Genomic DNA, 13,378 nt, shown 5'->3' on the forward strand with positions numbered 1-13,378 from the left:
TGTCTTTAACATGGCGCTTCTACTGTAGCACGCGTCTGCGGTAGGGTCGCGGTGTGACATCGGCAGCTACCTGCTATCCTCATCTTGTGGCAAACTGCCCCGGTTATTTCGATATTGCGCAGTCACTTAAGAGAGCCCGACCTGATGAAATGGATTTACTCTGTTAGCCTCGCTGTTTCCTTAGCCATGCAACCTGCGTTTGCAGACGATTTGTTTGGCCCACATCCCATGACCGAGCAGGCGCGCGACGCCTTTGTTAATCAGCTGCTTAGCAAAATGACCCTTGATGAAAAAATCGGGCAGATGCGTTTGATTAGCGTCGGACCGGATACGCCGAAAACGGCGGTTCGCGACATGATTCAACACGGTCAGGTCGGGGCCATTTTTAATACCGTAACGCGACAGGATATTCGCGCCATGCAGGATCAGGTGATGCAGCTCAGCCGCCTGAAAATCCCGCTGTTCTTTGCCTATGACGTGGTGCACGGTCAGCGCACCATCTTCCCGATTCCGCTTGGCCTGGCGGCCAGCTGGGATCTGGATGCGGTGGCGGAAGTCGGGCGCATATCGGCCTATGAAGCGGCGGATGACGGCCTGAACATGACGTGGGCACCGATGGTGGATGTATCACGCGAACCGCGCTGGGGTCGCGTTTCGGAAGGTTTCGGTGAAGACACCTTCCTGACGTCACAAATGGGCAGCACCATGGTGAAGGCCATGCAGGGCAAAAGCCCGGCGGATCGCTTCAATATCATGACCAGCGTAAAGCACTTTGCGCTTTACGGTGCGGTGGAAGGCGGGCGTGATTACAACACCGTCGACATGAGCCCGCAGCGCATGTTCCAGGATTATCTGCCGCCGTACAAAGCCTCGCTTGATGCGGGCAGCGGCGGCGTGATGGTGGCGCTTAACTCGATCAACGGCACCCCGGCTACGGCCGATAGCTGGTTGCTGAAAGATCTGCTGCGCGGTGACTGGAAGTTTAAAGGCATTACCATTAGCGATCACGGCGCGATCAAAGAGCTGCTGAAACATGGTGTGGCCAGCGATCCGCAGGACGCGGTACGCATCGCCGTGAAATCGGGCGTCGATATGAGCATGAGCGACGAGTACTACAGCAAATATCTGCCGGGCCTGGTGAAAAGCGGCGCGGTGAGCATGGCGGAAGTTGATGATGCCGCGCGTCATGTGCTGAACGTCAAATATGATATGGGGCTGTTTAACGATCCTTATAGCCATTTAGGGCCGAAGGGCAGCGATCCGCAGGATACTAACGCCGAAAGCCGTTTGCATCGCGCCGAAGCGCGTGATGTGGCGCGTAAAAGTATTGTGCTGTTAAAGAACTGGCATGAAACGTTGCCGCTAAAGAAGGACGCCACCGTGGCGTTAGTGGGGCCGCTGGCAGACAGTCAACGCGACATCATGGGCAGCTGGTCAGCGGCGGGCGTCGCCAAACAATCGATTCCGCTGCTGCAGGGCATGCGTAATGCGATGGCGGGCAAAGGCACCGTGCTGTATGCCAAGGGCGCAAACATCACTGACAACAAAGGCATTCAGGATTTCCTCAATCTGTACGAGCAGGCGGTGAGCGTGGATCAACGTTCGCCACAGGCGCTGATTGACGAAGCGGTAGCGCAGGCGAAAAAAGCCGATGTGGTGGTGGCCGCCGTCGGCGAAGCGCAGGGCATGGCGCATGAAGCCTCAAGCCGTAGCGATTTGGTGATCCCACCAAGCCAGCAAAAATTGCTGGCGGCGCTGAAAGCCACCGGCAAACCGCTGGTGATCGTGCTGATGAACGGCCGTCCGTTGACGGTGGTGAATGAAGATAAACAGGCTGATGCGATGCTGGAAACCTGGTTCAGCGGCACCGAAGGCGGTAACGCTATTGCCGATGTGCTGTTTGGTGACTACAACCCGTCGGGCAAACTGCCGGTTTCCTTCCCGCGTTCAGTGGGACAGATCCCGATTTATTACAACCATCTGCCAACCGGACGTCCTTACAACTTCGCCAAGCCGAACAAGTATACGTCGCACTATTACGACGCCATCAACGGCCCGCTTTATCCGTTTGGCTATGGCCTGAGCTACACCACCTTTAGCGTATCGCCGGTGAAGATGTCATCGCGTACCATGCCGCGTAATGGCTCGGTGGAGGCGTCAGTTACCGTGACCAACACCGGTAAACGCGATGGTGCTACCGTGGTGCAGCTGTATCTCAACGATCCGGTCGCCAGCATCAGTCGCCCGGTGCAGGAGCTGCGTGGTTTCCAGCGCATTATGCTGAAAGCCGGCGAATCGCAGACGGTGAAGTTTAAGATCGATGTTGATGCGCTGAAGTTCTGGAATCAGAAGATGCAGCAGGTGGCGGAGCCAGGCAAAATCAACGTGATGATTGGCCTGGATTCGGTGCGTACGCAAGATGCGCAGTTTGATTATTTATAGTCGCTGATGCACTTATGCCCTCACCCTAACCCTCTCCCGCAAGCGGGAGAGGGAACCGATGGGTGCGATTGTTGATATTTTGCTCGATCTTCCCCCTCGCCCGCTTGCGGGAGAGGGCCGGGGTGAGGGCCTAACCGCACAAATCGAAATCAATGAACATCCGCGACCGCATCCAACAGCAAGTCTTCCGCCTCAACGGCTTATCCCTCAACGAATTTGATATCTCGCAGCCACCCGGCGATCCGGGATTATTTGGCCCAGACCACGTCATCTGGCGCGTGCATGGTGACTTTGCCTCGATGCTTTGCGGCGGCATCAGCGCTTTAATGCTGCAAATGCTGCATCCGGCTGCACTGGCCGGCGTATGGGATCACTCCAACTTCCGTCAGGACATGATGGGGCGTTTGCGCCGCACCAGCCAATTTATCGCCGTCACCACTTTCGGCAACACCGCTGATGCCCAAACCCTCATCGAACGCGTCAAACGTATTCATCTGCGCGTCACCGGCTGCGATAACGCGGGCAAGCCTTATGCCGCTAGCGATCCGCATCTGCTCACCTGGGTACACGTGGCGGAAACCAGCCGCTTTTTGGCGGCGCATCTGCGCTATAAAAATCCCCAGCTCAGCCAGGCCGAGCAGAATCGTTATTACCAGGAGGCAGCACGCGTTGCGGAAGCGCTTGGCGCTCAGCAGGTGCCGAAAAGCGTGCAGGCGGTAGAGGACTATTTACACATGATGCGCCCGGCGCTGATTTACGATGAACGAACGCGGGAAGTGTTGCAGCTATTAATCAACGCACCTGCGCCGAGCTGGCAGGCGAAACCCGCCATGCGCGTGATGCTAACAGCCGGTATGGGATTGCTGCCGCCGTGGGCACAGCAGCAGATCCAGCGGCCGATTGGGCCAGCGCATCAATGGCTGGTGGATAAAGAAATGGCGGTGATTGGCGGGTTGCTGCGCTGGTCAATTCAGCGCGGCGCTTACTCACGCGCTATGCAGCGCATGGGGCGCTGAGCATCAAGAGTGCGCATGCACTTTGAGAGTTTTACCCTTGTGTCACATGGCGCGAGTGCCGATCCTGCTCTATTCTCGGGGAAAATGGATTCCTCCAGGTAATATCGAGGCGCTATGACCCACCAACCTCTGATTGCTGAGGTGCCGAATCAGCAACACACATTAACCGCGATCGTCGAGCAGGATGCGCGCACGGCCTATTTTTATATCTGGCCGAACGATCTGTTTCGCAGCCAGTATGCGGTGCGCGGCTGCTGGCTACGTAATCTACTGCCTGCGCCAGCGCAGGAGGATCGTGAAGCGATGGAGCAGGGCATTGCGCCGCTGCTGAGTGCCGAATATTGCCGTACGCTGGAAGCCGAGCCGATGCTCGATCCGGCCGGATTGCAGATTCTATGGGAACCCAGTGATGACGGGGCGGCACTGTGGTATTACGGCCAGCTGCTGGCGGTGATCCCCGGCTGGAGCCTCTATCAGGACAAGCAGGTCAGTTTCTCCGCGGCCTGCATCAAAGAGAACCGCCTCACCGCGCCGCTCGGCTCCGCCTCCACCAATGATTACTACGCGCGTGCCGAACAGCAGCGCCACTTCTGGCGCGACTGGCACGATGGCCATCTATGGGATCGGGTGCAGCGCGAACTGATGCAGTGCTATCAGGCGCAGTTTGGCGAGTCGGTAAAATATTACGCCATCGATCAGGGTAGCTGGCCACCGATGGCCATTTCGCAGCACCTGCATCATGGCGTTTGGTACTTCGTGACCCTCGGCATGAGTATCCGGCCGATGCCGCAGGTGGATCATCTATTTGATGAGCTGGCACCGCAGTATCGTCGCGTTGAGCTGGCGATGGCGGTGGACGGCGAAGTGATGACCGAAGCCAATGCGGTGCAAATGGCCAGCGCGCTGGCGGAATTTGCACATTTACCCTGGGCGCGCCTCACCTGGATTGGTGAAGGGCATACGCTGGCGTCAGAAGTCGCGCCAGTGGGTTTTGAAAGCTTCCTGCTAGCTAATGATTTAGCGCCGGAAACCGCCCAGTTTCGTCTACCGAAACGCGAGGGCGACCGGGTGAATCTGCTGTGGTCAACGCCGATTACCGAAGCCGAACGCCAGTTTGCCCAAGCGGACGATCGCGGTGGCCAGCAGCTGTTACAGCGTTTGCTGGCGGAAGGCAACAATCACGTGTTTCGCCCGCGCCAGGAAGTGGTAGCGCCGCCCGCACCGTAAACCAGGTCGGCATACATGCCGACCCTACAATTTTAAATTATCACTCAAATCAACTATTTCACTTCTTTGTGATCTCGCTCACCTCAAGATCCTCATTAACACGCCGTTAACCTCGATCAGGCAACTCGCCAACCAGGGTAAGGGCACACAACATGTTAAAAACGACACAATCCCGTTTCACCGCGACGCTGGTCGCCTTTTTTGCGGTGCTGATGCTGGTTACCGTGCTGGTGATCAATCAGTTTATAGCACCGCAGCTCACGCAAAACGAGAGCCGTTTAGTGCGTTACGAAGTGGATGGCCTGGCCGGACGCATCGTAGAGCAGATGAACCGCGTACAAGCGCAGCAGCGTGCTATCACCGAAGCCGCAGGCGTGATGGATAGCGCTGCCATCGACACCTTGCTGCCCGCCTTAGTTAACCAGTATCAGGATAGCAACGTGTTTGGCGGCGGCATCTGGCCGTTGCCCAACCGCCGCGATCCCGCCAAAGAGAAAAACAGCTCGTTCTTCGCGCGTAACGCCAGTAACCAGCTGCAGGTCAATACCTACTGGAACTCGGATGCCGCCGACAAATACTGGGAGCAATCCTGGTACAAAGACGGTTTAGCTGCGCCGAAAGGGCAGTGTGCCTGGGCGAAAGCCTATCAGGATGCGGCCAGCCCGCAGCCGCGTACTAACTGCGCGATGGCGATCTATCGCGATGGCAACGCATGGGGCGTAGCGACCATTGACGTGACGCTGGGCTTCTTTAACCAGCTGGCAAAACAGATGGGTGAAGCGATTAAAGGGCGCGTGCTGATTGTTGAAGCCGACGGCAAAGTGGTTGGCAACGCCGCGCTGGTGGATGGCGCGCCGAAGCTGGAAAACCTTGCCGATACGCAGCTGCCGATGGCGGCGGCGCTGAAAGGTCTGTTAGCACAGGCGGGTAGCCAGCCGACGCAAACCACGTTTGCCGGTGAAGATGGCGAACACACGCTGTTCCTGCAGGCGATTGCCGGTAGTCCGTGGTATCTCGCCAGCGATGTGCCCTCCAGTTTGCTGGATGCGCAGACGCACAGCATGTTAACGCGCCTCGGCCTGGTGCAGATTCCGCTGGCGGTGATCCTGCTGTTGGTGCTGCTCGGTTTTGTGCGGGCGATGATGACGCGTCTTGCCTTGCTGCATCGCAACATTGAAACGCTTTCAACCGGCGGTGCCGATCTGACGCAGCGTCTGCCGGCCAGCAACAGCCCGGAATTTAACGCGGTGGCGCAAAGCTTTAACCAGTTCATCTCCTATCTGCAAGGGCTGATGCGCCAGGTGGGGGATAGCGCGCTGGCGATTACTGCGGCTTCACGTGAAATCGCCAGCGGCAACGCCGATCTCTCGGCGCGAACCGAATCGCAGGCCAGCTCTATTGTCGAAACCGCCGCGTCGATGGAAGAGCTCACCGGCACGGTGCGCCAGAACGCCGACAACGCCACTCATGCCAATCAGCTGGCGGATGGTGCGTCACAGGTGGCGGCGCGCGGTACCGAAGTGGTGCGTCAGGTGGTCACGACCATGGGCGCAATCAACCAATCCTCACGTAAAGTGGTCGATATCATCAGCGTCATTGATAGTATCGCCTTCCAGACCAATATCCTGGCGCTCAACGCCGCGGTAGAAGCGGCGCGAGCGGGCGAGCAGGGCCGTGGATTTGCCGTGGTGGCATCAGAGGTGCGTAATCTGGCGCAGCGTTCGGCCAACTCCGCACGTGAAATTAAGAAGCTGATTGAGGAGTCGGTGGCCAATATCGATACCGGCAGCGATCTGGTGCAGCAGGCCGGGCAAACCATGGATGAGCTGATGCAGGGGGTTAGCAGCGTTACCACGTTGATGAGTGAGATCATGTCGGCGAGCCGCGAGCAGAGCATGGGGATCGATCAGGTCAACGTGGCGATTACTCAGCTGGATGGCAGCACCCAGCAGAACGCCGCGCTGGTTGAGCAGGTTTCAGCCGCCGCTCAGGCGATGGAGCAGCAGAGCGTACAGCTGGAGCTGGTGGTGCAGAGCTTTAAACTTTAATCCTGTGCCAAACGGTGCGCATGGATGCGCACCCAACAATTGTAGGGTCGCCATTTATGGCATAATGCCGCTCACTTAAGCAAAAAAATGCCTGTTTATGCAGGTGCGCATGAATGCGCACCCTACGAAAAACCGGCGATATTCACGTAGGGTCACCATTCATGGTGACCGATTCACGCTTAACTGACGAGCATTACGCCATGAATGGCGATCCGCTCACACTCTGCCCACATCTCCTCTGTTAACGCCTTTTTCCGCCTTTTTATGCTGAAACGCCCGCAGGCTGCTACGCTTTACGTTGCCCCCGTTAACGCACGGAATGTGCGCTATTTCCTCCATCAAACTTTTGGCGGTTGTGTACAATAGCTGCGAATTTTCCGAAGGAGTTGTCATGTCCGCCATTGAAGTTATTCTCGTTGACCACCTCGATCGTCCTATCGGCCAGATGGAAAAGCTGGAAGTGCATGAGAAAGGATTGCTGCATCGTGCGGTAACGGTTTACGTGTTCAATTCGCGCCATGAAGTGCTGTTACAACGCCGGGCCAGCGGTAAATATCACTGCGGTGGATTATGGAGTAACACCTGCTGCAGCCATCCTTATCCGCAGGAATCGACGCGCGATGCCGCCGAACGCCGTCTGCGTGAAGAGATGGGCATGAACCTGGCGCTGACGCCGGTGTTTGAGTTGAGCTATAACTTGCCGCTCAGCAACGGCTTAACTGAGCATGAGTATGGTCACGTGTTTTTTGCCATCAGCGATGAGCAACCGGAACTCAATCCGGATGAAGCCGATGCATGGTGCTATCGTTCGATTGCGCAAATTCAGCAGGAGATGGCAGAGAATCCCGAGCAGTTCACGCCGTGGTTCCTGCACACCTTCCCGCGCATCCCCAATACGCTCGGCGATTTCCGCCTGACCGCATAATGCTGGAGGTCGCCATCAATGGCGACCCTACGACGTGATGCAAGGTCGCCATTGATGGCGACTATGCGACGTGATGTAAGGTCGCCATTAATGGCGACTCTGCGACGTGATGTAAGGTCGCCATTGATGGCGACCTCTGTTAATCAATCACTGAAAATCTTCCGCATCCACGTCGTAACCCGACGGCTCCCAGCGAATCGCCAGCAGCGCCAGTAAGCCAATCAGCGGTGCGAGGAAAATCACCCAGAACACGCCGGTGCCAAAGGCGGCGACCAGCAGCGGGAAAGCAAACAGCGACACGGTTGAACTCCCGCGCATCAGCGTCTGATTGAAACCCACGCCAACGCCCCGCAGCGAAGCGGGATAGCTCAGCGAGGCAAAGGTCATCGTATGCGAGCCGGGACCAAAGCCCTGGCCAAACAAGAACAGCGCCAGCATGGCAATCGCCACCGCGGCCTGTTCGCCACCTTCTGGACGACCAATCAGCGCCAGGCCCAGCAGCGCTATGCACTGGCACGCATAACCGGCAACCGACATTTTCCACGCGCCAAGCCGCGGCACCAGCCGCACCGCCAACAGACCGCCAACAAAAGCGAACAGCAGATTCAGCGCCAGCGACACCAGAATGGTGGTCAGCATCGATTGGGCAAAAAAGCTGGAGATTATCACCGGCAGGCCAAACGCCACCGCGTTATAGGCAAAGGAAGAAGCGATAGAGGTGACGGTCGCTAACAGGGTGCGACGGCGATAAACGCCCTGCAGCAGCGCGCCGTAGTTGCGCCAGCTGGCCTTACGCACCACCTTCTGCGGCGTTAAATCGGCATCCTCCGCCACCTGCGCGTTGATGTTGTAGGCGCTGCGCAGAATCTCCGCCGCACCTTTCAGGTTACCCTGATTGGCGGCCCAAATCGGCGATTCACTCATATAGCGGCTGCGAATGGCAATGATCAGTAGCGCGGGCACTGCGCCAAAACCCAGGATCAAGCGCCACAGCCAATCGGTGTGGGTTGCCGGCAGCACCGCATACAGCAGCAGTACCAGCAAATAGGAAATACTGATCGCCGCATACCATGTCGGGCACCACATCGCGATGCTGGCCGCTTTATTCCCTTGTCCGCGAAGCTTGGAGAACTCCGCCAGAAACGCCATCGCCACCGGTAAATCGATACCGACGCCCAGGCCCATCACGAAGCGCGCAGCGGCCAATACGTATTCGTTAGGTGCAAACGCACAGGCTAACGCCGCCACCACGAAGAAGAACATGTCGGCCATAAACACGCGATAGCGGCCAATTTTGTCAGTGAGATAGCCGCCGATCAAGGCACCGACTATCGCGCCAAATGTGATCGCCGAGGCCACCATGCCGGTGCCCGCTGGCGTGAGCTGGAACTCGCGCGTCACGTCTTTGATGCCAAAGGCGAGTGCGCCAAGATCGTAGGCGTCGAGGAACACGCCGCCCAGCGCAATGGCGATAACGATACGCGCATTGCTACGCGATTCGTTGCTGTTATTAACCAAACCAGAGACGTCGGCCGCGCTGCGGATCCATTTCGTCTCACCGCCTGGTGTATTCCCTGCCTGCGCGACATGCGCGGGAGAAGCTAAGTCGGACATGATGTTATGTAATTTATTGTAATGAGTGGGACTGTGAGAATAAGCCGCCGCCACGCCATTAAAAATTCCATTTGGTTATAAGTGCTGCGTTTAGGTTATAACCAGCGCGCTATTGATAGCAGAAAAAGAACGAAATGCAGCGCTTGACCGCACCCATCCGCTTTCGCCAGGCTACGCTTGATAGTCACACAATGAAAACAAATGAGGGAAGCACAATGATAAAGCAGGGGTTATTGGGGATGATGGCACTGGCGTTGAGCGTAAGTGCGGCACAGGCAGCGGACCCGGTAAAAGTCGGTTCCAAGATTGATACCGAAGGCTCGCTGCTGGGTAACATCATCCTGCAAGTGCTGGATAAGCATGGGGTGAAAACCGTCAATAAAATTCAGCTGGGGACCACTCAGGTGGTGCGCGGCGCCATTACGGCTGGTGAGCTGGATATCTATCCGGAGTATACCGGCAACGGTGCGTTCTTCTTCAACGATGAGAAAGACGCTGCGTGGAAAAACGCCCAGCAGGGCTATGAGAAGGTGAAAAAACTCGATAGCGAGAAAAATCACCTCGTGTGGCTGGCACCTGCGCCCGCGAACAACACCTGGACGATTGCGGTGCGCGGTGACGTGGCGCAGAAGAATAACCTCAATTCACTCGACGATTTGAGCGCCTATCTGAAAAAAGGCGGCACCTTCAAACTGGCGGCCTCGGCGGAATTTATCGAACGCAGCGATGCGCTGCCAGCATTTGAAAAAGCCTACAACTTCAAGCTGGAGCAGTCGCAACTGCTGTCGCTGGCCGGTGGCGACACCGCGGTGACCATCAAAGCCGCTGCGCAGCAAACCTCGGGCGTGAATGCGGCGATGGCGTACGGCACCGACGGTCCGGTGGCGGCGCTGGGCCTGCAAACCCTCAGCGATCCGAAAGGCGTGCAGCCAATTTATGCGCCAGCGCCGGTGGTTCGCGAAAGCGTCCTCAAGCAATATCCCGACATTGGCAACTGGCTGCAGCCGGTATTCAGCAAGCTGGATGAGAAAACCCTGCAGCAGCTGAATGCGCAGATTGCTGTCGATGGCCAGGATGCCAGCCAGGTGGCGAAACAGTGGCTACAGCAGAATAAGTTGTTGTAAGCAGTGCTGTCGCTGTTACTCAGACCACGCCAGCAGCCGGTGCTGCTGGTGTTAACCACGCTTATCACGCTGGCGCTATTTGCCTTGCCGCTTCTGAGCTTTGCGGCCAATCGGCTGGTTTCCGGCCAGCCGCTGCTGTTTTGGCAGGTGTCGAACAGCTGGTTGGTATTGCTGCCGCTACTTTGGCTGTGGCAAGGATTATGGTGGCCCGCACGCCGCCTTAGCGCGGTGATGGTGCTGCTGGATGCCGAAATCCTGCTGGCGCTGCTCTTCTGGCTGGCGGGAAATCAGGCCACCGAGCTGGCCAACAGCGGCAGTCCGCTGGCGCGCACCGCGTTTGGCAGCGGCCTATGGTGCGCGGCTGCGCTGTCACTGCTGCTGGCGGCGGAAGCGGTGCGTCAGATCACGCGCAGTACGCCGTGGCGCATCGTACTCAACCTGCAACTCTGGCTGCTGCCGCTACTGCTTCTGCTCAGCGGTCATCTCGATCGACTCTCTCTCCTGAAAGAGTACGCCAACCGGACGGCGGTATTTGACGCGGCCTTCACTCAGCATTTGTGGCTGCTTGGCGGCACGCTGCTGCCAACAGTGCTCATCGGTTTGCCGCTCGGTCTGGCGATTGCTCGCCGTCCGCGCTGGCAAAATGCCGCCTTCAGCGTGCTTAATCTGATTCAGACTGTGCCATCGGTGGCGCTGTTTGGGTTGCTGATTGCGCCGCTGGCGGGCTTGGTGGCGCACTTTCCCGTGCTGGCGCGCTGGGGCATTAGCGGCATCGGCATTGCACCGGCGCTGATTGCCCTGGTGCTGTATGCGCTGCTGCCGCTGGTGCGCAGCGTAGTGGCCGGCTTGCAGCAGGTGCCGCAGGAGGTGCGTGAAACTGCACGCGGTATGGGCATGAGCGCGTGGCAGCAGTTCTGGCACGCCGAGCTGCCGCTGGCGCTGCCGGTGTGGCTTTCTGGCTTGCGCGTGGTCGTGGTGCAAACCGTTGGCCTGGCGGTGGTGGCGGCTTTGATTGGCGCGGGCGGGTTCGGTGCCATTGTTTTTCAGGGATTGCTCAGCAGCGCGCTGGATCTGGTGCTGCTTGGCGTGATTCCGGTTGTGGCGCTGGCGGTGATTTTTGATGCGCTGCTGCGTTTACTGTCGGCATTGCTGGAGAGACGTCATGATTGAATTTCACCAGGTGAGCAAAGTGTTCGCCGGGAAAGAGGCGATACGTAACTTATCGCTAAAGATTGAGAAGGGCAGTTTTACCGTGTTGATTGGCACCTCGGGTTCCGGTAAATCCACCACGCTGAAGATGATCAACCGCCTGGTGGAGCACGATAGCGGGGAAATCCGCTTTGCCGGCGAACCCATTGAGCGCATGGATGCACGCGCCTTACGTCGCCGCATCGGTTACGCCATTCAGTCGATAGGCCTGTTCCCGCACTGGAACGTCGCCCGGAACATTGGCACCGTGCCGGCGCTGCTCGGCTGGCCGCAGGCGAAGATCAATCAACGCGTCGAGGAGCTGCTGGCGCTGCTCAATCTCGATAGCCATCTGGCAACGCGCATGCCGCATCAGCTTTCAGGCGGACAGCAGCAGCGCGTGGGGGTGGCGCGTGCGCTGGCGGCCGATCCGGAACTGCTGCTGATGGACGAACCGTTCGGCGCGCTCGATCCGGTCAATCGTCTGGCGCTGCAACACGAGATGCTGCGCATCCAGAAAATGACCGGCCGCACCGTGGTGCTGGTGACGCACGACATTGACGAAGCGCTCACGCTGGCCGATCAATTGGTGCTGATGGACGGTGGTGAAATTGTGCAGCAGGGCAGACCGATTGATTTGCTGACGCAGCCGGTGAATGACTTTGCCCGCGAATTCTTTGGTCGCAGCGAGTTAGGCGTACGTTTGCTGGCATTGGGGCGTGCAGGCAGTGCCGCCCGACGCGGCGAGTGGCTTGATGCCGAGCCGATAGCGGCATCACTGACGCTGCGTGAAGCGTTATCGCAGTTTATTGCGCGCCGCACCGACAAACTGCCGGTGGTTGATCAGCAGCAACAGCCGCTTGGCGTGCTGCACTTTAGCGATCTGCTGCGCCAGCGGGAGGCGAGCTGATGCGCCTGTTACGCGATCCGCTCTACTGGCTGCTGGCGGCCTTTCTGCTGTTGCTGTGGGGATTGCCGCACAGCGGTCCGCTGTTTGCGCACTGGTTCCCCCAGCTTGAGCGTCCACTCTATCAGCAGGAGAGTTTCTGGCGACTGGCACTGGCGCATCTGGCGCTGGTGGTGAGCGGCAGCCTGCTGGCATTGGTGGTGGGCGTGGGCTGCGCGGTGTTTGCTACTCGTCATGCCGGGCGCGCATTTCGTCCGTTACTGGAAACGGTGGCCGCGGCAGGTCAGACGTTTCCACCGGTGGCGGTGCTGGCGATTGCGGTGCCGGTGATGGGATTTGGCGCAACGCCCGCGATCATGGCGCTATTTCTCTACGCGCTGCTGCCGATCCTGCAGGGCACGCTGGCGGGATTAGATAGCGTTCCGGCCAGCAATCGCGAAATTGCCGTGGGCCTTGGCATGGGGCCGTGGCGACGTCTGTGGCAGATTGAGCTGGCGCTGGCTGCGCCGGTGATCATGGCGGGGGTGCGGACGTCGGTAATGATCAGCATCGGCACCGCGACCATCGCCTCCACGGTGGGAGCTGAGAGCCTGGGGTCGCCGGTGATTATTGGCCTGAGCGGTTTTAACACCGCGTACGTCATTCAGGGGGCGCTGCTGGTGGCGCTGCTGGCGTTGATTTGCGATCGCCTGCTAGAGCGCGTGCAGCGCAAACTTAGTTGGTATGCACAATAAGGCTGTAGCCGACCAGCATCATGCCGCCCATGCCGCCAATTGCCATAATGGCAAACAGAGAACCGACAAGCAGTTTATTCCAGTTCATAACGGGACCTGAAAAAAGAAATTGAGGGCGGCATCATAACGCGCACACCTGGCCAGGCAAAGGCC

11 protein-coding genes are annotated in these 13,378 nt (G+C 58.3%); 9 read left to right on the plus strand and 2 right to left on the minus strand.

Annotated features, from left to right (window positions below; all coding sequences use genetic code 11):
- Nucleotides 1-144: 144 nt before the first annotated feature.
- The 5 genes from bglX (at nt 145) to idi (ending at nt 7,658) form a co-directional block, all read left to right on the plus strand.
- Complete coding sequence (bglX, locus tag AC07WB_RS06080; RefSeq protein WP_494940186.1) at nt 145-2,442, plus strand: beta-glucosidase BglX; 2,298 nt, start codon at nt 145-147, stop codon at nt 2,440-2,442.
- Nucleotides 2,443-2,594: 152 nt separating this feature from the next.
- Nucleotides 2,595-3,458 (plus strand): oxygenase MpaB family protein, encoded by an 864-nt coding sequence (locus tag AC07WB_RS06085; RefSeq protein WP_097094485.1) that lies wholly within the window; start codon nt 2,595-2,597, stop codon nt 3,456-3,458.
- A gap of 114 nt (nt 3,459-3,572) precedes the next feature.
- Nucleotides 3,573-4,685, plus strand: coding sequence for a suppressor of fused domain protein (locus AC07WB_RS06090; protein WP_494940187.1), 1,113 nt, complete (start codon nt 3,573-3,575; stop codon nt 4,683-4,685).
- Nucleotides 4,686-4,837: 152 nt separating this feature from the next.
- Nucleotides 4,838-6,733, plus strand: coding sequence for a methyl-accepting chemotaxis protein (locus AC07WB_RS06095; RefSeq protein ID WP_097094483.1), 1,896 nt, complete (start codon nt 4,838-4,840; stop codon nt 6,731-6,733).
- A 391-nt stretch (nt 6,734-7,124) separates the two neighbouring features.
- On the plus strand, nt 7,125-7,658 hold the full coding sequence (gene idi / locus AC07WB_RS06100) for an isopentenyl-diphosphate Delta-isomerase (RefSeq protein WP_097094482.1): 534 nt from the start codon (nt 7,125-7,127) through the stop codon (nt 7,656-7,658).
- A 147-nt stretch (nt 7,659-7,805) separates the two neighbouring features.
- On the opposite strand, the gene AC07WB_RS06105 is transcribed toward idi, so the two are convergent.
- A complete protein-coding gene (locus tag AC07WB_RS06105; RefSeq protein ID WP_345827031.1) occupies nt 7,806-9,272 on the minus strand; it encodes an MFS transporter in 1,467 nt (488 codons plus the stop codon).
- Nucleotides 9,273-9,487: 215 nt separating this feature from the next.
- Here AC07WB_RS06105 and osmF point away from each other — a divergent pair, with 215 nt between their 5' ends.
- Genes osmF through AC07WB_RS06125 form a run of 4 tightly spaced genes read left to right on the plus strand, consistent with a single transcriptional unit; the run spans nt 9,488 to nt 13,225 of the window.
- Nucleotides 9,488-10,396 carry a glycine betaine ABC transporter substrate-binding protein OsmF gene (gene osmF / locus AC07WB_RS06110; RefSeq protein ID WP_494940188.1) on the plus strand — a complete coding sequence of 303 codons (909 nt, stop codon included), beginning with the start codon at nt 9,488-9,490 and terminating at the stop codon, nt 10,394-10,396.
- Nucleotides 10,397-10,399: 3 nt separating this feature from the next.
- Nucleotides 10,400-11,566 carry an ABC transporter permease gene (locus AC07WB_RS06115; protein ID WP_097094480.1) on the plus strand — a complete coding sequence of 389 codons (1,167 nt, stop codon included), beginning with the start codon at nt 10,400-10,402 and terminating at the stop codon, nt 11,564-11,566.
- A complete protein-coding gene (locus AC07WB_RS06120; RefSeq protein ID WP_097094479.1) occupies nt 11,559-12,494 on the plus strand; it encodes an ABC transporter ATP-binding protein in 936 nt (311 codons plus the stop codon). The genes AC07WB_RS06115 and AC07WB_RS06120 overlap by 8 nt, the downstream gene beginning before the upstream one ends.
- Nucleotides 12,494-13,225 (plus strand): ABC transporter permease, encoded by a 732-nt coding sequence (locus tag AC07WB_RS06125; RefSeq protein WP_400455147.1) that lies wholly within the window; start codon nt 12,494-12,496, stop codon nt 13,223-13,225. The genes AC07WB_RS06120 and AC07WB_RS06125 overlap by 1 nt, the downstream gene beginning before the upstream one ends.
- On the opposite strand, the gene AC07WB_RS06130 is transcribed toward AC07WB_RS06125, so the two are convergent.
- Nucleotides 13,206-13,313 (minus strand): hypothetical protein, encoded by a 108-nt coding sequence (locus AC07WB_RS06130; RefSeq protein WP_494940189.1) that lies wholly within the window; start codon nt 13,311-13,313, stop codon nt 13,206-13,208. The genes AC07WB_RS06125 and AC07WB_RS06130 overlap by 20 nt on opposite strands.
- Nucleotides 13,314-13,378: the final 65 nt, after the last annotated feature.

The sequence above is a fragment of the Pantoea sp. GW821-FHT03E06 genome, assembly GCF_059420725.1.